At 66.5% G+C, this 21,200-nt stretch carries 14 protein-coding genes; 6 read left to right on the top strand and 8 right to left on the bottom strand.

All coding sequences use genetic code 11. From position 1 onward, the window contains the following. The first annotated feature begins 17 nt into the window (after window positions 1–17). From KA248_07160 to KA248_07135, 6 genes are all read left to right on the top strand, one after another. Entirely contained in the window at window positions 18–536 is a 519-nt protein-coding gene (locus KA248_07160; GenBank protein ID MBP7829681.1) for a UvrB/UvrC motif-containing protein, read from the top strand. After that, the gene (locus tag KA248_07155) at window positions 533–1,594 is read left to right on the top strand and encodes a protein arginine kinase (GenBank protein ID MBP7829680.1); all 1,062 of its coding nucleotides are present in this window, start codon (window positions 533–535) and stop codon (window positions 1,592–1,594) included. Before KA248_07160 ends, KA248_07155 begins: the two co-directional genes overlap by 4 nt. Window positions 1,595–1,604: 10 nt before the next feature. Next, window positions 1,605–4,082, top strand: a complete 2,478-nt coding sequence (locus KA248_07150; protein MBP7829679.1) for an ATP-dependent Clp protease ATP-binding subunit — start codon at window positions 1,605–1,607, stop codon at window positions 4,080–4,082. A 58-nt stretch (window positions 4,083–4,140) separates the two neighbouring features. Then, window positions 4,141–4,761 carry a pyridoxamine 5'-phosphate oxidase family protein gene (locus KA248_07145; GenBank protein MBP7829678.1) on the top strand — a complete coding sequence of 207 codons (621 nt, stop codon included), beginning with the start codon at window positions 4,141–4,143 and terminating at the stop codon, window positions 4,759–4,761. A 169-nt stretch (window positions 4,762–4,930) separates the two neighbouring features. Then, complete coding sequence (locus KA248_07140; GenBank protein ID MBP7829677.1) at window positions 4,931–7,138, top strand: DUF5110 domain-containing protein; 2,208 nt, start codon at window positions 4,931–4,933, stop codon at window positions 7,136–7,138. Window positions 7,139–7,236: 98 nt separating this feature from the next. Further along, a complete protein-coding gene (locus tag KA248_07135; GenBank protein MBP7829676.1) occupies window positions 7,237–7,632 on the top strand; it encodes a hypothetical protein in 396 nt (131 codons plus the stop codon). 32 nt (window positions 7,633–7,664) lie between these two features. Here the strand turns inward: KA248_07135 and KA248_07130 are convergent, their stop codons facing one another. The 8 genes from KA248_07130 to KA248_07095 form a co-directional block, all read right to left on the bottom strand. Beyond that, window positions 7,665–8,597, bottom strand: a complete 933-nt coding sequence (locus KA248_07130; GenBank protein ID MBP7829675.1) for a hypothetical protein — start codon at window positions 8,595–8,597, stop codon at window positions 7,665–7,667. Between the two features lie 74 nt (window positions 8,598–8,671). Continuing rightward, a complete protein-coding gene (locus tag KA248_07125; protein ID MBP7829674.1) occupies window positions 8,672–9,562 on the bottom strand; it encodes a hypothetical protein in 891 nt (296 codons plus the stop codon). A gap of 13 nt (window positions 9,563–9,575) precedes the next feature. Continuing rightward, window positions 9,576–10,154 (bottom strand): DUF799 family lipoprotein, encoded by a 579-nt coding sequence (locus KA248_07120; GenBank protein ID MBP7829673.1) that lies wholly within the window; start codon window positions 10,152–10,154, stop codon window positions 9,576–9,578. A gap of 11 nt (window positions 10,155–10,165) precedes the next feature. Then, complete coding sequence (locus KA248_07115) at window positions 10,166–10,768, bottom strand: hypothetical protein (protein ID MBP7829672.1); 603 nt, start codon at window positions 10,766–10,768, stop codon at window positions 10,166–10,168. Between the two features lie 26 nt (window positions 10,769–10,794). Next, entirely contained in the window at window positions 10,795–11,148 is a 354-nt protein-coding gene (locus KA248_07110) for a hypothetical protein (protein ID MBP7829671.1), read from the bottom strand. 26 nt (window positions 11,149–11,174) lie between these two features. After that, complete coding sequence (locus tag KA248_07105) at window positions 11,175–15,734, bottom strand: hypothetical protein (GenBank protein ID MBP7829670.1); 4,560 nt, start codon at window positions 15,732–15,734, stop codon at window positions 11,175–11,177. A 37-nt stretch (window positions 15,735–15,771) separates the two neighbouring features. Further along, window positions 15,772–16,233: a DUF2059 domain-containing protein gene (locus tag KA248_07100; GenBank protein MBP7829669.1), complete on the bottom strand. Its 462-nt coding sequence runs from the start codon at window positions 16,231–16,233 to the stop codon at window positions 15,772–15,774. A 539-nt stretch (window positions 16,234–16,772) separates the two neighbouring features. After that, window positions 16,773–21,191 carry a hypothetical protein gene (locus KA248_07095; protein MBP7829668.1) on the bottom strand — a complete coding sequence of 1,473 codons (4,419 nt, stop codon included), beginning with the start codon at window positions 21,189–21,191 and terminating at the stop codon, window positions 16,773–16,775. Window positions 21,192–21,200 lie beyond the last annotated feature (9 nt).

Below are 21,200 nucleotides of genomic sequence, written 5' to 3'. Positions count from 1 at the left end.
CGCCGGGAGGGACGGCCGTGCTCTGCGAATCCTGCAAACAGCATGAGGCGACGGTGCACCTGACGCAGGTGGTGGACGATTCCGTCAAGAAGGTCCACCTCTGCGAGGAGTGCGCCGCGCAGAAGGGGCTCGACGTCCACGGCCCGGTCTCCATCTCCGACCTGCTGATGGGCCTGGGCAAGGCGATCGAGCCGGAGAGCAAGCGCCCGGCCGCCGGCGAGCACGCATGCCCGCGCTGCCACATGCGGCCCTCGGATTTCAAGAAGACCGGCCGCCTGGGCTGCCCGGACTGCTACGACGCGTTCGCCGGCGAGCTCGGCCCGCTGATCAAGGGCATGCACCGGAGCGAACAGCACGTCGGCAAGGCCCCCGGAACGGCCGGGGCCGCGCCGGCCCCGGCCGGCGACTCCGGCCTGGCCGCGCTGCAGAAGGCGCTGGAAGAGGCCGTGGCCGGGGAACGCTACGAGGAGGCCGCGCGGCTCCGGGATCTCATCCAGGCCGCGCGGGCCGCGCCGCCCGGCGGGGGGAGCCCGTGAATGTGGGCGATCTCATCGGCCGCCCGGCCGCCTGGCTGGCCGCCGGGGACTCCGGCGCCGTGGTCAGCAGCCGGATCCGGCTGGCGCGAAACCTGCAGGAGGCGGCCTTCCCCGGCTGGGCGGGCGAGGAGGAGTGCGAGAAGATCTGGCAATCCCTGCGGGCTATCCTGCAGGCCGCGCCGACCCTCGCCGGATCCTACGCCCTGGGGATGGAGGAGCTGGACGAGTTGGACCGGCAGATTTTGTTCGAGCGGCACCTGATCAGCCGCGAGCAGGCGGGCAAGGGTCGCGGCAGCGGGCTGGTCGGCACGCCCGACGAGCGCGTGGCCGTGATGGTCAACGAGGAGGACCACCTCCGGATGCAGGTCATCCGGCCCGGGCTCGATATCCGCGAGGCCTGGGAGGTCATGAGCCGGTTGGACGACGAACTCGGGAGCCGCGTGCGCTATGCCTTTTCGCCCCGCCTCGGCTACCTGACCGCCTGCCCGTCCAATGTCGGCACCGGTCTGCGCGCCAGCGTCATGCTCCACGTGCCCGGCCTGGTCCTGATGAACGAGATCAACCCCGTGATCAAGGGAGTGACCAAGATCGGCATGGCGGTGCGCGGCCTCTGGGGCGAGGGCACGGAGGCCGTCGGCAACATGTTCCAGGTGTCCAACCAGATCACCCTCGGCGAGAAGGAGGGGGAGATCGTTCACAGCCTGGAGCAGATCGTGCTGGAGATCGTCGAGCACGAGAAAAACGCACGGACCCGGCTGCGGGACCGCAAGGAGCCCATCCTGCGGGACCACGTCGGGCGGTCGCTCGGAATCCTCCAGAATGCGCACATCCTGGCTTCCAAGGAAACGCTGGACCTGGTGTCCGGGTTGCGATTGGGCCTGGAAATGGGTATATTGAAATGCAAGGACCGGCGGCCGCTGGACGAGCTGCTCGTCGTCACGCAGCCCGCGCACCTCCAGAAGAAGGAAGGGCGCAAGCTGAAGCCGCGCAACCGGGACGTGGCCCGGGCGCAGCAGGTGCGGCAGGTCCTGGCGGAGTGCGGCTTGAAGCCGGCATAGGCGATTGGACATGAACAATTTTACGCCCAGAGCGCAACAGGTGATCCAGTTGGCCCGCAAGGAGGCCGACCGGTTCAACCACGGCTACGTCGGCACGGAGCACCTCCTGCTCGGCCTGATCGCGCTGGGGCAGGGTGTGGCCGTCAATGTCCTGCGCAAGATGGGCATCGACCTCGAGACCGTGCGCCTCGAGGTCGAGAAGTCCGTCGGCGTCGGCCCGGCGACGAAGACCGCCGGCAACGTACCCTTCACCCCCCGCATGAAGAAGGTCCTCGCGCTCGCCGGCAGCGAGGCCCGCGCCCTGAAACACGCCTACGTCGGCACGGAGCACCTCCTGCTCGGCCTGCTCCGCGAGGGCGAAGGCGTCGCCGCCCGCGTCCTGAAGAATCTCGACGTGGACTTGGAGAAGGCGCGCGTCGAGGTGATGAAGGAGCTCGACCCGGCCTACGACCCCTCCCTGGAGCCGCCGCCCGGCGAACCGGCCGACGGCCCCGGCCCGGAAGGCAAGCCGCCGCCCGCCAAGGACTCCAAGACCCCGGCGTTGAGCACGTTCGGGCGCGACCTGACCGACCTGGCGAACAAGGGCCAGCTCGACCCCGTCATCGGCCGCGCGAACGAGATCGAGCGCGTGATCCAGATCCTGTGCCGCCGGACCAAGAACAACCCCGTGCTGCTCGGCGAGGCGGGCGTCGGCAAGACCGCGATCGTCGAGGGCCTGGCCCAGGCCATCGTCCGCGGCGACGTGCCGGAGCTCCTGCGCGGCAAGCGGGTGGTCACGCTCGACCTGGCGCTGATGGTCGCCGGCACCAAGTACCGCGGCCAGTTCGAGGAGCGGATCAAGGCCGTCATGGACGAAATCCGCCGGAACAAGAACATCATCCTCTTCATCGACGAGCTGCACAGCATCGTCGGGGCGGGCTCGGCGGAGGGCGCCATGGACGCCTCCAACATCATCAAGCCCGCGCTCTCCCGGGGCGAGTTGCAGTGCGTCGGGGCGACGACCCTGGCGGAATACCGGAAGTTCATCGAGAAGGACGCCGCCCTGGAGCGCCGTTTCCAGTCCATCACCGTGCGCGAGCCGACGATCGAGGAGGCCGTCGAGATCCTCCGCGGCCTGCGCCCGCGCTACGAGGAGCACCACCACGCGAAGATCACCGACGAGGCGATCGTCGAGGCCGTCCACCTGTCCTCGCGCTACCTGACCGCCCGCTACCTGCCGGACAAGGCGATCGACGTCATGGACGAGGCCGGCGCCCGCGGCCGCATCTCCGCCATGACCCGGCCGCCCGACCTCAAGGAGCAGGAGAAGAAGATCGAGGAGATCCGCAAGCAGAAGGAGGAGGCGATCAAGCTCCAGCAGTACGAGCAGGCCGCCGCCTTCCGCGACCAGGAGCGCCAGGCCCGCGAGGAGACCGACAAGGCCATGGAGGCGTGGCGCAAGGAGCAGGACGGCAAGATCGTCACCGTCAACGCCGAGGATATCCGCCACATTGTCTCCAAGTGGACCGGCGTGCCGCTGACCAAGATGGCCGACCTCGAGTCCAAGAAGCTCCTCCAGATGGAGGCCAACATCCGCAAGACCGTCATCGGGCAGGACGCCGCGGTGGCCGCGATCTCCAAGGCCCTGCGCCGCTCGCGCGCCGAGTTGAAGGATCCCCGCCGGCCGATCGGCTCGTTCATCCTGCTCGGCCCCACCGGCGTCGGCAAGACCCTGCTCGCCAAGGCCCTGGCCGAGTTCATGTTCGACGACCCTGACGCGCTGATCCAGATCGACATGTCCGAGTACATGGAGAAGTTCAACGTCTCGCGCATGGTCGGCTCGCCGCCGGGCTATGTCGGCTACGAGGAGGGCGGGCAGTTGACCGAGAAGGTACGGCGCCGCCCGTACAGCGTGGTTCTCTTCGACGAGATCGAGAAGGCGCACCCGGACACGATGAACATCCTCCTGCAGATTCTCGAGGAGGGCAAGCTGACCGACAGCCTCGGGCGCAGCGTGGACTTCCGCAACACGGTCGTGCTGATGACCTCCAACCTCGGGTCCGAGTTCGTCCGCAAGGGGGGGGCGATGGGCTTCGGCCGCGCCGATGCCGCCGCGGACTACGACGCGTTGAAGAGGCAGATGCTCGACGAGGCCAAGCGCGTCTTCCGGCCCGAGCTGCTCAATCGCGTCGAGGAAGTCATCGTCTTCCGGCAGCTCGGGATCGAGGACATGGAGCAGATCCTCGACCTGGAGGTCGCGAAGATTCGCAAGCGCCTCGCGGCGAAAAACATCGAATTGCACCTCTCCGAACCGGCCCGGAAGTTCCTCATCGGCAAGGGCTTCGATCCCCTGCTCGGCGCCCGGCCCATGCGCCGCGCCGTGGAGAAATACCTCGAGGATCCCCTGGCCGAGGAGCTCTTGAGCGGCCACCTCGCCGGCTCCGAGGCCATCGAGGTCACCGCCGAAGCCGACGCCCTCAAGTTCGGCCAACTCGCCGGCACGAGTTGAAAGCCCGCGGGAGCGGGGTATCTTCCATCGTCCTGACATCCGAACCCGGAGGGATGTGATGAAGGCGTGGCTTGTTCTGCTGGCGGGCGTGGCGCTGGTCCTCCCGGCTGTCGCCGGGGAATCCATCGACGGCGTGTCGGGGGCGTCTTGGACCGAGCCGCCGCTGCCGCCGCTGTCCGACGAGGAGTTGACCCAGAAGATCACCGACTGGCTGGCGGGGCACTGGATGCTGACGCTGGCCACAGCCGACGGGAGCGCGGCACCGCACGTCAGCCCGGTCGTCTATTTCAGCGAGGGGCTGACGGTCTACGTGCGGGCCAGGCCGGACACGAACAAGATCCGGAACATCGAGCGGAATCCTGCCGTGGCCTACACCGTGTGGGAGCCGGCGCCGAAGTTCGACCAGGTGCGTTCCCTCCAGGTGACGGGTCAGGCCCGGATCCTGCAGGGGGAGGAGCGGGGGCGCGTCATGAAGCTATTCCAGAACGCTCCCGGCACGCAACTCTCCGCCATACGCTCGTTTCTTGAGAAGGAAGGGATCGCACCCGAGGAAGCGTCGCCTCCGGAAGACGAGTCGCTGGCGATTGTCGCCATCGAGCCGACCCTCGCGCGCTGGATCGAGCGCTCCCGGTCGGCGGACGAGGGGCAGGTCTGGCGGGCAGAAGGAAGGCTTCCATAGGGAGCGAGCCGGTTGGCTCCGGCGACAGAGCGCCGGAGCTACAGTTGCCGTCCTGTAGTTCCGTCGCTCCGCCGACGGAAAATACCGCTTGCAATCACTAGTCGTCCGCGCATAATCGCAAATATTTCCTAATAGTAAAACGCTTTAATTGCGGAAGGCGATTGTCCTGATGAAGATGAAACAAAGTCCGGTCGTACTGGGGAATGCGCGGTTCACGGTATATGCCGATGGCTGTGTACGGCTGGAGTACAGCCACGGCGGGCGGTTCGCCGAGGGGCCGTCGCTGCTGGTCGGGCGCAAGCCCGCGAAGCCGGCGGCCGCCGAGACGGCGCTGAAGGGCAAGACGCTGACGCTCCGGACGCCGAAGTTCGAGCTGGTTTATACCGACGACGGCCAGTGCTTCTCGGCCGCGAACCTGAAGATCCATCACCGCAACCACGTCGGGCACCCGATGACCTGGACGCCGGGCCAGCGCGACGGCGGCAACCTCGGGACGGTGACCCGTTGCCTGGACCAGTGGAAGTGGTGCGGCGGGCCCGCGCATTTCCCGGTCGAGGGCATCTTGAGCACCGACGGTGGACACTTCGTCCAGGACGACCACCGGGTCTACTGGAGCCTGAAACACGACTGGCCGGAGAGCCTCGGGAGCGTGGTGCAGTTCGACGGCTACTTCTTCGCGTACGGGAACGATTACAAGGGCGCGCTGAAGGATTTCACGACGGTGTTCGGCAAGGTTCCGATGGTTCCGCGCTGGACGTTCGGCTTCTGGTACTCGCGCTGGTACGCCTACACGGACAAGGAATTCATCGACCTCGTGAAGCGATACCGCCGGGAAGGCATCCCGATCGACGTGATGATCATCGACACCGACTGGCGCCACGGATGGGGCGGGTACGACTGGAACCCGAAATTCTTCCCAAACCCGCGGAAGGCGCTGGCGGCGCTGCACAAGCTGGGCGTGCGGACCTCGCTGAACGATCACCCGGGCTACGACCACTATGACAGCCTGCCCGCGGACGACAGCCACCTGCCCGCCGTCGCGAGGCGGCTCGGGGCGCTGCCGCACCAGGGCCAGTGGGCCTGCGACTGGTCGCGCAAGGACGCCGTGCAGGCCTGGAAGGACATCCTGCTGGGCCCGCGATTCGACGAGGGCATGGATTTCTGGTGGGTGGACGGCTGGATCAAGCCGCCGTTCGACGGCACGGACAGCCAGCTCTGGGCCAACCGCCTGTACTACGAGCTGGCCGAGGAGCGGACGGGCAAGCGGGGCCTGATCCTCTCGCGCTGGGGCGGGGTGGGTTCGCATCGGTACCCGGTCCAGTTCTCCGGGGACACGCCATCGGAGTGGGGCGTGCTGCAGCACCAGGTCGAGTTCACCGCGCGCAGCGGCAACCTGGGGGCGGCCTACTGGTCGCACGACATCGGCGGGTTTTTCGGGCAGGAGATCGAAGAGGAGCTCTTCGTTCGCTGGTCGCAGTTCGGCGCGATGAGCCCCGTGTTCCGCACGCACAGCCACCACGGCGTGCGCGAGCCGTGGGGCTTCAGCCCGCGCGCGAAGGCGATCTTTCGCAAGCAGGCGCGCATCCGCTACGCCCTGGCGCCGTATTTTTACACCCTGTCGCGCGAGGCGCACGACACGGGCCTGCCGCTGATCCGTCCGCTCTACCTGGAATACAACGACAACGACGGCGGCGCGCTGGGCCGCAAGCACCAGTACCTGATCGGCCGCGACCTGCTGGTGATTCCGGCGGACGGGCCCGCGGACAAGAACAGCGGCCTGTACCGCAAGCGGGCCTATTTCCCGCCCGGCGCCTGGCGCGAGCTCGAGACGGGCGAGGCCGTGACAGGCCTGCGGGACGGGCACGTGGAGATCCCGCTCGATCGCATCCCGACGTACGCGCGCCGGGGCGCGATCATCCCCTGCCAACCTCCGCCGGCCGCGCTGGGCACGGCCACGCCGCGCGAGATCCACTTCGATTACTACCCCGACCCGCTCGCCGATTCGTCGTACGAGCTGTACGAGGACGACGGCGAGAGCCGGAAATGCGAGAAGGGCGAGTTCGCCCGGACGGCGGTGCGCGGCCGGTGCGGCGGGAAGACGATAGAGCTGGCCGTTTCGGCGCCGCGCGGGAAGTACGCGGGCATGCCGGCGCGCCGCGACTGCGTGCTGCGCGCGGCCCTGCCGGAGGGCGCGCGCGTGAAATCGGCCGAGGTCCGGATCGGGAAGGGGCCGTGGAAGAAGGTCCGGTGCCGCGTCGCGGGCGAGTGCCTCGCCGGGACGGTCAAGACCCCGACCCGGTTTGCCGAGGCGCGGATCACCAGCCGCCGCGAGGCCGTGGCGGTTCGGTTCACGCTGGACGAGGTCGTGAACGGTTGACCGCGCGCCATCCTGTGGCCGGGACCGCCGGTCCCGGCTACAGGGGCGATGCTTCCGGCTTGATTCAACGGCGGGGCGCCGGTACTGTCCAAGCCACCATGAAGCAGCAGCCGGCCAAACAGAAAAGGGACGGACGGGCGCCGGTCCTCGCGGAGCCGGAGCCGTTTTTCGCCCGGCCGATCGTGGGGAACCTCCTGTCCCTCGCGGCGGGGCTGTCGTTCCTGTTCCTGTGCATGATCCTGCCGCTGGTCGGGCCGGCGGCAATGCGGGGCTCGGGCTCGCCGGGGGCGGGGCCGGTGCCCCATGCGCGGTTCAACTTCCTGACCTTCCTCGGCGTGCTGCTGCTCTCGCTGGCGCTGTCGGTCCTGGCGTATTTCTCCAAGATGGACCGGCGCAAAAAGGACGGCAGCCCGCTGCCGGTCTACACCATCGGGTTGTTCGTGGTGCTGCTGTTCCTGCTGGTCGCCCTGTTCATGGGCCTGCTGGAAATCTGAAGCCGCGGGGCGGGGGCGCCCCGCCTCCAGTTTTACTTGAAGATCTCGTTGACGGCCTCGTCGGCGAGGCGGGTGCCGATGGCGCCCGTGAAGCCGCCGACGCCGGCCTCCACGCCGCCGGCGAGGACGCCGATGAGCTTGGTCTTGAGGCTGTTCTTCTCCTGCTCGAGGGCTTCCTGGTCCGTGGCGGCGAGCCGCTCGGCCTGCTTCTTCATCGCCTCGGCCTCGGCCTGCGCCTTGGCGGCGACGTCGCTGGCGTACTCCTGCTCCCAGGCCTCGCGCTCGGCGGCCACCTGCTGCATGCCCGCCTGGGCCTGATCGAGGGCCTTCTGGCGGCGCTCCTCGCGCAGGTCGCCGAACCGTTGCAGCGGCGCGCCCTCCGGGGGCGCCTCGTATTCCAGCGGGGCGGCCTCGGCCTCCGCGTCGCGCAGGGGATTCGACCGCCGCTGGGGAGGGGCCGCGGCCGGCGGCGGCGCGGCGCTCCGCTCGAGGTTCGCGAGGAGACTGACGCCGCTGTCCACCTCGTCCGACAGCCACTGGCCGAGCCCCCACATCCGGAAGGCCTCGAAGTCGGAGGAGGGCGGGCCCGGCCAGCCGGTGTCCGCGCCGAGGGACTGGAGGTAGGCCATGTCCCCGGCCTGCTCCGCGCGCGAGAACGCGTCAATGAAGCCCTCGAACTGCTCCCGGGCGCTGTCGCCCAGGCGGGCCTCCAGGTCGCGGCGGATCTGTTCCTGGAGCCCGCCGGTCCACCCGGCGAGCGCGTTCTGCAGGCCGCCCCGCGTGGCGGCCGGCGCGTTCGCGATAATGTCCGCGCCCTGCGTCTCCACCTGGTCGAGGAGCAGGTACCGCAGGTAATTGGCCATCAGGACGCCCGACGCCGACTCGGGGATCGCGGCGCGGGCGAGGGACAAGGCGCACAGCAAGCCTGCCAGCCCGGGAAGAACCGATCGCCAGGATAGATGCATGACCTGTCTCCGTAAAAGGTGACACGGGCGTCCCGCCCGCGCTCTTCACGGCCGGGGACGGCCGTGTCACCTTCCTAGTTCGCGACTTTCAGGTTGATGTTGCCCGCCCCGACTTCCAGCACCTGGAACTTGATGTCCTCCGGCGGCTTCAGCACGATGGTCTCCGACAGCTCCTCGATCGGCACGAGCGAGTCCAGCTCGAAGATGGCCACGCCGGCGGTGTAATTGCGCTGGACCACGTTGGCCGTCTGCTTTTTCAGGCCGATCAGCTGTTCGCGGATGGCCTTGAGCTTCCACATCTGGTCCACGCCGCCCACAGTCACGGTGACGTGGTTCAGGCGGGCGGCCCGCCGGCCGCCGGTGCGCGTCCAGGAGTCCAGCATGTCGGGAACCAGCCGGTCCAGGCTCTTTTTCCCGGCGGCCTTGATGGCCTTCGCGCTGCCCGCGACGTCGTCGAGCCCGATGACGGTCGCGTCCTCGGAGGCCGAGGCGATGGTCGCGGAGTTATCCGTGCGGACGGCCCGCAGCGTCGCGGCGGCCTGGTAGGAGCGGAGGTTGGAATCGCTGATGCGCCGCGCCGAGGGCTTGGCCACGACCTCGCCGATCAGCACGAGGTCCGCGCCGAACTGCAGGCCCAGGGCGGCCGCGCCCCGGTTGTCGCCGGCCATCTTCATGACCTCCTGGCCCTTGCCGAGGTTGGACTGGACCATGTCCTGGTCCACGACCTGGACGTTCTGGTCCAGCAGCATCTCGATGGCCATGGCCTCGACCTCGGCGGTGGGGATTGTGCCCAGGCTCTGCTCGTCCACCAGGAGCATCACCCGCGGCATCTGGGAGGTCAACCGGGCCCGCTCGACCTCCTCGGCCAACTCCTCCTCTTCGTCCTCCTCGACGGTCTTCGGGGCCTGGCACCCGGCCATCAGGGCCAGGGCGCCGGCCAGCCACCAGGACAGAACCCGCTTCATGGAGACCTCCGGCTTACTGGCGCTTGCGCCACTCCGCGTACAGCGCCGCCACCATGTTGTGCACCACGGACCGGGCGTGCGCGGACAGCGCGACGTCTTTCTTTTCCGCGCGCTCCGCCAGGTCCACGCTCCAGACCACCTTGCCGGTCTCGCAATCGATCAGCCGCGCGGAGACGCCCACCACGGGATAGGCCCGCCCGCCGATCGCGGTCGTGCCGTACTCGTCCACCGTGCCGATGATCACGCCGTCGGCGCCGAGCATGTTGCCGATCTCCACGGCCTTGGCCGCCGAGAGCCCGGCCAGCGACAGTTCCGACTCGTTCAGCACCTGGGCCATCTGGCCGCGCTCGACCAGCTCGTAGCGCTCCATCCGCAGCATCTCGGTCACCAGCATGTCCGAGACCGAGTTGCCGATCAGCTCCGTGGGCGCCTTGAACGGCATGATGGCCACCTTGTGGATCTTGTGGTGCTTCGGCATCATGTAGATGTTCGCCTTGGTCTTCGTGTCCAGGAAGTACTTGTCCTTGGGCGAGGCGCAGCCCGCGATCAGCAACACGGTCAGTCCGGCCGTCAGCATGTGCAGGTTCTTCACGAGAGGGCTCCTTACTTGTTCTGGGTGCGTTCCCGGATGGCTTTCTCGATGCGTTGGAACAGCGTACTGTACACGTCGTCCAGTTGGATCTCCACGGACTCTTCCTTGGCCGGGGCGTTGATGATCACGTCCCGCTTGTCCACCCGGGCGGGATAGGACATCGCGGGGAGCGAGCCGCGGCGGGTGAGGACGATCCGCTGGCTGGTCCGGTCCGGCGGCCACTTCTCGATGTGCGCGACCATTTCGTCCCAGCGCGTCCACTGGTCCTTCTCCGATGAGCGCTTCTTGATCGCCGTCCGGCGCCACTCGAAGTTGCCGCTCTTCTCCTCCTTGGGGCCGAGCGGCTCGAGGCGCTTCTCCGTCGAGGCCCGGATCATGCCGCTGGCGCGGTCCACGGTGTCGAGCTTCCAGCCCAGGTCCTGGAGCACGGAGACCGTGGCGGCGAAGACCACGTCCTCGGATGCCGGGAAGATCCGGGTCTGCATCGCCGCGCGTTCCTCCGGCGCGACGTCCGGGCCGTTCAGCGGGCGCACGACCCGGGGCTCCGTGCCCTTGCAGCCGGCCAGCAGCAGGGCGGCCAGGCCCATCATACAGGTGTTGCGTATCATGATCATGGACCTCCTCGACAATGGCGTTTTCTCTACTTGCGGCTTTCCTGCCGTCTCAACCGAGTTTCGAGATCATTAAGCCTTTTCTCGATTTTATCAAGCCGTGTTTCGAGGTCGCCCAGCCGCTTTTCGAACGGCTGGCGCGCCCGTATTCCGCGGGGGCTCCCGAGCAGTTTTTCCAGCTCCGCCACCGCCTGCTCCAGTTTCGCGATCTGCGCGCTGAAATCCGGCGCCGCCGGGGCCGGCGCCGCGGCGGGGGCGGGCTCCGCGGCCCAGATGCTCTCCGCCGCCCGGGCGCCCTCCTCCGCGCGGCAGGGGAGGGCGCCGAGCAGGATCGCGGTCAGGCTGATGGTGAATATGATGGGTATATTTCTGTTCGTGCTCATCCGGCGCCCCGCTCTTGAAGCAATCCTCATTGCGGTTTCATTTTTTGCTCCCAGGCGGCAATGCACGCCGGGCAGGCATTTTCGATGCTTCCATGCCGGTTGTAGTAATTGCCCTTGTCGTCTTTAAAGCCGTAACCGGAGCTCGCGCTGCTTAGCTTCTCGGCCGGCCGCCCGCAGTGCGGGCAGATGATCTGCGGCTTGGGCTTGACGGGAATGTCTACCCGCACCGGTGGCGACGGAGGGGGCTCCGGCGGCTCCACATACCCGCCATAAACGGGATCCTCGTGCTCGTACTCATCGGGATCCCCCGAAACGATAGTTCCGCCGCCCTCGCTCGGGTAGTCCCCGCCGCCCGGGTCCTTGGAAACACCGTAATCGCCCCCGCTTGGATACTCCTCGCCGGTGCCGGGGTCCACGGACTCGCCATAACCGGGGTCGTCGCCCGAGCCGGAGTGTCCGCTGCTGCTACCTGAAGGATGATGTTTGGGAGTCTGTGCCACCTGGCTGCCGCCGGGCGAGCCGCCGCTGTGCCCTCCGCTGCTTCCACCGCCCCCGCTCCCGCCCGAAGGGCTGCCCGTTCCGCCCGTGCTCGCGGTCTTTGTTTCCTTCTTCCCGGAGTCAAAGATCTTGTTCCCCACGCCCTTGCCCATCTCCGTGCCGAAGTGGCCGGCCGTGGTCTTCACGCCCGCGCCCACGCCGTTGATGACGGCGTTCAGCAACTGGTCCTTGTTCTTGTTCTGCTCGATCCGGACCGCCTGCTGGCCGGCGGCGGCGATGGCGAGCGCCTCCTGCCCACCCTGGTCCCGCGTCTGCTTCGCGCCCTTGAGCGTCTCGTTCCCGACGTTCGACGCGCGCTGCAGCTCCGAGTTCGCGCCCATCGAGGCCAACCCGTTCGCCGTCTTCCGGTCCGTGATCTCGCTGCGCTGCCGGATCATTCCCCCCAGCGCGTCGGTCTCGACGTCATCGACGAGGACCTCCCTCTTTTCAGGCGCGGCCTCGGCGGCGCGAAGGTCCACCAGGCCTTTTTCCTGGGGCTGGGACTGTTTCTCGGCCTGCCACGCGTCCCACAGCCGAATAGTTTCAGGGTATGCCTTAGACGGATCTAGTGTAATGCCAAGCGTCTGTTTTGTCCAAGCCATCAGCTCCTTTAGTCCTTCAGGATTGGCAGAATACCATTCTGAAAATGCGAGCTCCCGGTTCAAGGCGGTGAGGCCTCCCTCATACCATCTGTACCTGTTCCCGCTATACTTCTCACCTCGCCATGGCCCGTTCGGGTCATAGTGTCGCTTGAATTCGTTAAATTCGGTCTCTAGAGTGGCGATTTCCGCTTTGATCTCCTCCGGAGTTCGCACGATGTATTCAGCTTCTTCCTTGGCCTTTTCCCCGCCCGCTTCGGAGCTGGCCTCCTGGGTTTGCGTTCCCTCACCGCTGGGCTTGCTCCCGGCGGCCTCGCCTGCTCCGCCACCGGAGTAGGAGGGGTTGGATATGTAGCCGCACCCGTCGCATTTTGTGTAGTGATAGAACGTCGGAGGTTCGGTGAATGCATTCACGAGGTCGTTGCACAGCGTCGACGAATTCCCTCCGCACCTGGGGCACGCCCCGCTCCCGCGGGACTGGCCCGCGCCTTCCGTCGCCGCTCTCGTTCTGGCCGTGTTGTCGACGTCCGGATCGCCGGCTAGGGCAGTCTGATCGCCGCCACCGGGGATGGTTGTGACGTCAGTGACTTCACCCTTGGAGTTGCGGGTCGTACGGGTTTCGGAAATCACCCTCCCATTTTCATCCACGTTGTGCACCAGAGTTATGGAGCTCCCGTCGCTGCCCTTGACCTCTCCCTTGCGAACGGTCCGCGGGCCTTTTGCTCCTTCCGGCTCCTCCGGCGCGCGCGGGGGAGGGGGCGCCGGCGGGGGTGTGCCTCGTGGTTCTGCCACGGGCGGCGGTCTGCTCTCGCCGCCTTCCCGGGGCGGGGCGCGCGGCCCTCGACCGGTCCCGCCGCCGGTGGGCGGCCGCTGAACGGTCGGCGGAGCGGGTGGCGCGCTGCCGCCGGACGGCGGCGGCGTGGAGGGCGTGGGCGTGTAGCTTGGAGTCGTGCCCGTGGAGGTGCGCGGCACGGTCGGCGTCGGCGTGGAACTGGGCGTGGTGCGCGTCACCTGCACCGGCGGGGGCTTGGGCGTGGAAGTTGGGGGCGCAGGAGTGGCGGGCTTAGAAGTTGTGACAGGCGTTTTACTCGCGGGGGGAGGCGCTTTGGCGGCGGACTGTTTCTCCTGTTCGATCTTCCCCACTTCTTTTCTGATATCTTTCCAGATGCGCGAGCTGTCGAGATTGTGCTTGTTGGCCACTTTCAACTTGTACTCGTAGAACTCCGCTTGCTGTTTGGATAGTCCTTTCTGCAAGAACCATTCCTTTTGGCCGGCAATGGCTTGCCTCTCGTTCGCTTTGGCGGCGTTTTCTTCCTTGTGGATGGCCTCGCTCATTTTGTTGGCGGTGTACTCGCTGGCGTACCCGGCCGTCACGATGCCACCCGCGATGGCCGCGCCCGCCACCACAATCGGAGCACCCGCGATGGATGAGGCTCCAACTAACGCAAGCCCCCCGGCCGCGGCTCCACCGGCGACAATGCCTCCTACGTAGCCTGCACCCCAGCCCGCGGCCGATGTGCCGGCGACAACCGCCCGCTCCTCTCCCGCCTCGGAAGTGAGCACGGCGTGGGCGGTCATCCCAGCCCCCACGACCATCAAAATCTGCCCGCCTTTTTCGATTACATTTCCCGCCATTTCGTTGAAAGACGGCTGTACGGATGATCCCCAGACTTTAGGTGGTGTCCCAGCTTGTTGCTTCCCTGAACTGGTCGTTGGCTTCACCTCCGTCGGAGACGGTTTCCCCTCGGGCGTAGTCGGCTTCACTTCCGTCGGAGACGGTTTCCCCTCGGGTGTGGTCGGCTTCACTTCCGGCGAGGTTGGCTTCACCTCCGGCGTGGTCGGCTTCACCTCCGGTGGCGTAGGTTTGACCTCCGGCGGAGGCTTTGGGGGTGTTGGCTTCACCTCCGGTGGCGTAGGTTTGACCTCCGGTGGAGTCTTGGGCGCCGTCGGCTTGACTTCCGGCGGTGTTGGCTTGACCTCCGGTGGCGTTGGCTTGACCTCCGGTGGCGTTGGCTTGACCTCCGGCGGCGTTGGCTTCACCTCCGGCGGTGGAGTCTTTGGCGGGGTTGGCTTCGCCTCCGGCGGGATTGGCTTCGCCTCCGGCGGGGTTGGCTTCACCTCCGGTGGAGTCTTTGGCGACGTCGGCTTGACTTCCGGCGGTGGTGGTTTCACCTCCGGCGGCGGAGTCTTTGGAGGTGTTGGCTTGGCCTCCGATGGAGTCTTGGGCGTCGTCGTCTTCACCTCCGGCGGCGGAGTAGCGGGCGGCTTGGACGGTACCTTGGGCGTCCCCGGCGATTTCCCCGTCGGCTCTGAAGGGGGCGGTTTCTCACCGGGAGGCGTGCCTTCTGGCGGAGGCTCACCCTTGGACCCGCCGGGTTTTGAAGTCTCTGTGCCCTTGGATCCCTTGCCGGTCTGCTCCTCTCCGGGGGGCGCGGTCCTCTTAATCTTCTCGTTGGCCTGCTCGTATTCCTGGGCGGATTTCTCGTTGCCCAACGCGCGCTCCTGCTTGGCCAGATCCTTTCGCATGCGGGTGTTGGACTCGGATTGCTTCCTGGCTGTTTCCCGGGCTTTCTGGACCTCCTGCTCCATGGTTTGCTGTCGCTTCATTTCTTTTTCGAGCCGCACCTGTTCTGATTCGCCCAGGGTCTGCTCGCCGGATGCGAAGGGATCGGCGTCTATCCGCATCTGCGTGGCGCCGGGATCCGGTGTTACTCCCGTGGCCTTCTGCATTTTGACCAGGATCTTGTTCATGGTCCGCACATCGCCCTTGGCCTTGGCCGCCTGGTATTTCTTGTGGAGATCCTCGACGTGGCCTTCAGGATCGTATTGAGCATTGGATGATGGAATGTTCTCGGACGCCAGGGCGCCGGCCCGCGTGTAGCCTTCCGGATTGCTGACGCGGTTCTTCAACTGCTCGGGCGTGCCCGGTTCCCAGATCATGGAGTCCGTTGTATGGTCTATCCAGCATCCCATCTCGCTGTTGTAGGTGACCTTGTGCCCGCTCCCTTTCAACTGCTCCGCCACGGCTTTGCCCGTGCCGGGGTCATCGACGGTCAAATCAAAGTCCGAGTAGGGGCCGCGGGGCATGCTGCCCGTGTTCGTGATTTTCTCGCCGAAACTTTTTTTTAGATTGTTGTAGGCCTCGGTTCCCGGGTGCGCGTGTTTGCTCAGCAGTTCGGCCTTTTTCGCGTTGTATTCGTTTTGCAGCTTTTTATATTGCTGGCTATTCGGATCCACGGTGCCGTCTTTTCGCTGCAGGTGCCGCGCCTTCTGGTCGTATTCTTTCTGAAGCTCGTAAACTTCATTCGCGTATTGTTGCCGAACCACGTCGATGCTGGTTGGCTTGGGCGCCTCCTTGCCGAAGGGCCACCACGCCGGAGCGCCGGCCGCCGTCAGGAGAAGGACAGAGGCCCCGAGGGTCATCAGCGCGCATGCGGAGAGGCGTTTCATGGGCGCTCCTTATTAGACGGCGCGGGACGCGTGCTCTTCATTCGTTCTCCGCCGCCGGCAACAAGCTTGCGATCAGGGCCTCCCAATCGCTTTCTGCCTTCGCCAGTTCCTGTTGCACCCATTCCATGACGTGGGCGGAAATGGCCGGCGACAGGGCGGCCAGCTTGCGGCCCGTCCGGCTTTCGTAGAAGCGCAGGATCTCCGTCATCTCCTCTTCCGAGAACTCGCCCATGTAGAGTTCGACGGCTTCGGGCTTGAGCCGCGCCCAGCCCACCCGGCTCGAGAGGAAATCGCCGAGGGCCTTTTCGGACCCTGCGAGGGCGGGTTCGGCTTCCACCGCTTGCTGTACTACGGCCCCGAGGACGGATTGGTAAACCGTCTCCACGCCGAAGAGGGTCAGCAGGCGTTCCACCAACTGCCGATGGACAAGCGGCCCCGCGCTTGCCGTAGCGGCGAACAGCAACGTGGAGAGAACGACACCTTGCGTTAATATTTTCATGTGAGCGCCTCGGTTGAAGTGGGCCGGAAAATGCGGCGTCGCGGCGCTGGAGGGTGCGTGCCGCGGAAGCGTGCCTGCGGACAACGCGCCCTGATGGCCGACGAAGCACACAGGGCAAGCAATGCGGTCTTTCGAGTCATGCGCAGCCCGTTGCTGCTGTATTGTAAGAGTGGGGGTGGGGGTGTCAATCCCTGAACGTGTCAGAACATGTTTAAACGAAATAGGTTAAAAATGGTCGGAATTACATTTTTGTCGGCATGCCCAGGGGGCCCGGCCCTGCGGGCCCCTTGAAAATCGAGGATACAGGAACGGAGGCACGTCATCCCGAGCGCAGCGAGGAATCTCCGCGCCGCCCAACAAGTCGAAGATCCCTCATGCCCAGTACGGGTAAGCGAAGGTAATACAGGTAAGGCGAGGCGGCCCGCCGAGCCGCGGCTGCGCCGGAGGCGTCGACCTGCCATGGTGAGCCTTTTGTCATCCGTGTTTGGTACGAGACCGCAGCGTCACCGCGCGCGATGGGGCCGGCTATGCAGGCGTCGTCAGGGCGTGGGCTTCGGCTGGATCTTGGCCGCCTCGGCGTCGCACTGGGCCTCCCACTTGGCGATGCAGGCGTCACAGGCATTTTCGATGGAGGCGTGATACGATCCGTAGCTGCCGTCATCCGTTCCCCAGCCCGAACCCCTCGACTTGCTGCTGACCTTCGGCACCCGTTGGCCGCAATGCCCGCAGATCACACCTGTAGGAGGGGCCGCCGGCGGCTCCGTTCCTGCCGTGGGCGCCTGGACCGCCCCCGGGCATTGATGGCCGAAGGCGGGGTTATACATCTGCCCGCAAATGGGACAGATCGCGTCGGCCAGGATCACCGGCTCCGTCCCTTCGTCCGTGCCGGGCTCCGCCGTCGTGCCTCCGGGCGGATAGTCATGCCCCTTCGACTCGCAGTCGTGGCACAGCCAGCCGACGCCCTCGAACTCCATGTAGGCCGGCGCGCCGCAGACCACGCAGACGGGTCCGCCGCCGGAAGGCGGCTGTCCGCCGCTCGTCGTGCCCTTGGTGGTGCCGCCGGAAGGCGTGGAGGCGATGGTTGTTGCGCCGCCTCCGGGCGAGGGCGGGGTGGCCGGCGCCACGGTGCCGCCCGTGCCCGCGGTCTGCGGTTCTTCCTTCTTGCCGGACTTAAAAATCTTGTCCCCGACGCCCTTGCCGACCTCCGTGCCGAAATGTCCGGCCGTGGTCTTGACCCCGGTGCCGACCCCGTTGATCACGGCATCCAGGATCTTGCTCTTGTCCTTGTCCTGCTCGATCCGGGTCGTGCGTTGGTTGTCGTCGGCGATTTTCTGGGCGTCCTGCCCGCCCGTATCCCGAACCCTTTTCGCGTCGCGGATCGTTTCGTTCCCGATGTTGGACGCGTTCTGCAGGTCCGTCTGGTTGCCCATCAGCGACAGGCCGTTGCCGGTCCTTTGCTCCATGTCGAGGTCGCGCTCATCCCGGTACGTGGCCAGGGAACCCGGCGTGTCGGGTCGGCTGGGGATAAGCACATCCTCGCTGGTCCGTGCCTCCGCCTGGCGCAGCTCCGACGCCTGGACCGTGTTCGTTTCGCCGAAAAGCGGACCCGGCACTCTGACCGTTCCCGCACAACGGGGGCACAAAAAGTCCCAGGAATCCCATCCCGCCTGGGCATTTTCATAATTAAATTTATAGCCCATTGCGGCTCCGCATGTTGCGCATATTGGATCGCCGCGCAGGGTGGCCCAATCTTCGATGTCCGCGTCGAAGAATTCCTTGCCCAATGAGCCCTTGCAGGTCTTGAGCAAGGTGTCGCAATGAGGGCAGTAGTTTCTTGCGGGGATGAGACTGGTCCCATCGCCTTGGGGTATGGGTTCATCCTCTTCCACGCGGGGCCAGGAGAAGGTCTTCCCGCAGGAAAAGCATTTGAAACGCCCGTCGGTTCTATCCTCGGCGGAGTCAGCCCAGTTCTGGTCTGCACACGAACCGCATACCAGAAGCTTGCTATTGAAACTGGCGGGAACCAATTCGGTCTTTTTGCATCGGTGCCCGCACATGGGGCAGGGGAAAATATCTTCGTCATCGGTGGGAGGACGGGTCCCTGTGCTCTCGCCTTCAGGCTCTCCGCCGTCATTCATCCCGGGCTCTGGCTGGCCCCCTTCGCTCGCGTCCGTGCCTTGGCCGACCGGGTAGGTCGTGGACCCGATGATGTTCCCGTTGGCGTCGTACTCGGTGTGGGTGATGCTGATGACGTTGCCGTTCGGGCCCTTGGTCTCGGTCACCTTGATGGTGCCCTTGTCGTCCTTGACCCAGCCCTTTTCGATGGTTTCGGTGCCCGACGGCTGCGCGACCTCCGGAGGTTCCGGCGCGGTCACGGGGGGCGTTATGTCCGGGGGCTCTTCCGGCTCCGGGTAATCGCCGGGTTCGTCGTCCGGTTCCGGCGGCTTGGGAGGCACCGGCTTCACAACGGGCTTGGGCTTTTCATCGCCGGACGCGGCGGAATCCGGCGGCGCGCCGAAGTCAATGTCGTCCATGTCCTGGCCCGGCACGGAAACATCTATTCCGCCTCCCGGGGTCGTGGGTGTGGTTGGCGGCTTGTATGGGCTGCCGCCGCCGGGCGTCGGGGTGACGGGCCGGCCGCCCGACGGCGTGGTGTGAACCACGGGCGGAGAGAAGCCCGACGGGGCGGAGGCGGGCGAATCCTTGCCGCCGTCCCCCATGACTTTTTCAATGCGATCGAACCCCTTTGTATCCTCCACGGGTTCCCACTCGCCGGGCTGCTTGTCGTCCACGCCGTAATAGTTCTCCATCACCTTCTGGCCGCCGGTGCGCAGGCCGTCAATGGCGGCCGGGACGACTTTCTCTCCGGCCTTCTCGCCCAGGATAGCCCCCCCGATCCCGCCGACGATCGCGCCAATGAACCCGCCGACCACGGCCCCGGGGCCGTCCCCGAACGTGCCGCCGATCAACGCCCCGGCCTTCGCGCCGCCGACGCCGCCGACATAACCGCCGCCGATCCGGCCCAGGCCCTTGCCGCCCTCGACGTTGACCGTTTTCAGGTCGCCCTTGTCCGCGGCCGTGTTGATCTTGTTGATCGTGTCGTACCCGTCCTTCGCCACGATCGCGCCGCCAATGACGTTCAGCCCGCCCTGCACCTTGGGATTCTGCAGAACCTTGGCGCCGCCATCCACGATCTTGCTCCCGGAGGTGCCGACGGGGAGGGTTTTGCCGGTCAGGGGGTTTACCCATGTCTCGCCCGGCGAGGTGCCGGCGGGCGTTGTGGGCGTCTTGACGGGTTCGGGAGTCGAAGCGGGAGTTTGTACAGGTTCCGGTGTGGCGGCCGGCGTCTTGACGGGCTCCGGTGTGGCCGAGGGCGGTTTCACCGGCTCCGGTGTGGTGGAGGGCGGTTTGACGGGTTCCGTGGTGGTTCCCGGCGCCTTGACAGGTTCAGGCGTTGTCGGGGGCGTCTTCACCGGTTCCGTTGCCGTGGGCGATGTTCTTACGGGTTCCGTTGTCGTTGGAGGAATCTCTACCGGCTCGGGGGTGGTCGCGGGAGTTTTGACCGGCTCCGGCGCGACCGGTGTTTTGACCGGTTCCGGTGTCGAGGGCGGAGTCTTCACGGGTTCCGGCGCGGTCGGCGGTGTTTTGGCCGGCTCCGGAGTTGTCGGCGGCTTGACCGGGTCCGTGACCTTCGGCGGAGTCTTTACCGGCTCGGGCGTGGTGGAGGGCGTCTGGACGGGTTCCGTGACCGAGGGCGGCGTCTTGAGAGGCTCGGTCGGCGCGGAGGGGGGCCTCGCCGGCTCCGTTGTCTTCGGCGGCGTCCGTACGCTCTCCGGCGGAGTGTCGGGCGTCCTCGGGGCCTCGGTCTTCGGCGTGGAAGTTTTCCCGGGCTTCGCGGGTTCCGACTGCGAGGGTGGCGAGTCCGAAGTCGTTCCCGTGGTCTTGCCCGGCTCGGTCTTCGGCGGCTCCGACTTGGGCTTGGTGTTCTCGATCTTCTTATTGGCGTCCTCGTACTCCTGGGCCGATTTCTTGTTGCCCAGATCCCGCTCCTTCTTGGCCAGGTCGTCCCGCATTTTCGTGTTGGATTCCGACTGCGCCTTGGCCTTGGCGCGAGCCTCGGCCACCTCCTTGTCGAGGGCCTTGGCGCGCTCCTGGGCCTTGGCTTTCTTGACTTCCTCCGACTCGCCGAGCGTCTGCTCCCCGGACTCGAAGGGATTGGCGTCCACCCGCATGGTCTGGGTCACCGGGTCGAAAGGCTTGCCGGTGGCCTCCTGCATCTTGGCGGCCACCTTGTTCATCGTCCGGGTGTCGCCCTTGGCCTTGGCCGCCTCGTACTTCTTGTTCAGGTCCTCGACGTAGCCCTCCGGGTCGTACTGCGCGTTGGGCGACTTGATGCCCTCGTGGTCGAGCGAGCCGGAGCGCGTGTAGCCCTCGGGGTTGTTGGCGCGGGCCCTGGCCCGGGCCTCGTTCTCGGGCTCCCAGATCTTGGTGTCCGCCGATTCGTCCATCCACATGCCCAGATCGGAATCGTACGTGACCTTGTGGCCCTTGGCCTTCAGTTGCTCGGCCACGTTCGCCGCGTCGGCGTCCGTGGTCGCCGTCCAGTCGCCGTCCGAGTACGCGCTCGTGTAGGGGCTGCCGGTGTTCTTCAGGTTCTGGCCCGCCGGCGTCTGGCGGACTTCGTTCATGGACGTGGCCGAGGGATGCTTCTGGACGAACTCCTGGCGCAGCTTGGCGTTCTCGGCCTTGTATTCTGCGTCGATTTTTTGCCATTCCGGATTGGACGTGTCCACGGTGCCGTCGGTCTTCCGGAACTGGCTGGCCTTCGCGTCGTACTTGGCCGCCAGCGCGTCGGATTGGGCCTTGTACTCGGCGCGGTAGGTCTCGATATCCTCGCCGGCGGCCCGCGCCGCGCCCAGCAGCAGGGCGGACCACAGCAGCAGTCTTCGCGCGTTCATCGGCCGCCT

It is taken from the genome of Kiritimatiellia bacterium, from assembly GCA_018001225.1.
GTDB lineage: Bacteria > Verrucomicrobiota > Kiritimatiellia > CAIQIC01 > JAGNIJ01 > JAGNIJ01.
This window is presented reverse-complemented; position numbering and strand designations above follow the sequence as displayed.

Excerpts from the sequence above, each read along its gene's own strand:
- KA248_07150 (MBP7829679.1), top strand. The coding sequence starts at position 1,605 with ATGAACAATTTTACGCCCAGAGCGCAACAGGTGATCCAGTTGGCCCGC.
- KA248_07145 (MBP7829678.1), top strand. The coding sequence starts at position 4,141 with ATGAAGGCGTGGCTTGTTCTGCTGGCGGGCGTGGCGCTGGTCCTCCCG.
- KA248_07140 (MBP7829677.1), top strand. The coding sequence starts at position 4,931 with ATGAAGATGAAACAAAGTCCGGTCGTACTGGGGAATGCGCGGTTCACG.
- KA248_07135 (MBP7829676.1), top strand. The coding sequence starts at position 7,237 with ATGAAGCAGCAGCCGGCCAAACAGAAAAGGGACGGACGGGCGCCGGTC.
- KA248_07130 (MBP7829675.1), bottom strand. The coding sequence starts at position 8,597 with ATGCATCTATCCTGGCGATCGGTTCTTCCCGGGCTGGCAGGCTTGCTG.
- KA248_07125 (MBP7829674.1), bottom strand. The coding sequence starts at position 9,562 with ATGAAGCGGGTTCTGTCCTGGTGGCTGGCCGGCGCCCTGGCCCTGATG.
- KA248_07115 (MBP7829672.1), bottom strand. The coding sequence starts at position 10,768 with ATGATCATGATACGCAACACCTGTATGATGGGCCTGGCCGCCCTGCTG.
- KA248_07110 (MBP7829671.1), bottom strand. The coding sequence starts at position 11,148 with ATGAGCACGAACAGAAATATACCCATCATATTCACCATCAGCCTGACC.
- KA248_07105 (MBP7829670.1), bottom strand. The coding sequence starts at position 15,734 with ATGAAACGCCTCTCCGCATGCGCGCTGATGACCCTCGGGGCCTCTGTC.
- KA248_07100 (MBP7829669.1), bottom strand. The coding sequence starts at position 16,233 with ATGAAAATATTAACGCAAGGTGTCGTTCTCTCCACGTTGCTGTTCGCC.
- KA248_07095 (MBP7829668.1), bottom strand. The coding sequence starts at position 21,191 with ATGAACGCGCGAAGACTGCTGCTGTGGTCCGCCCTGCTGCTGGGCGCG.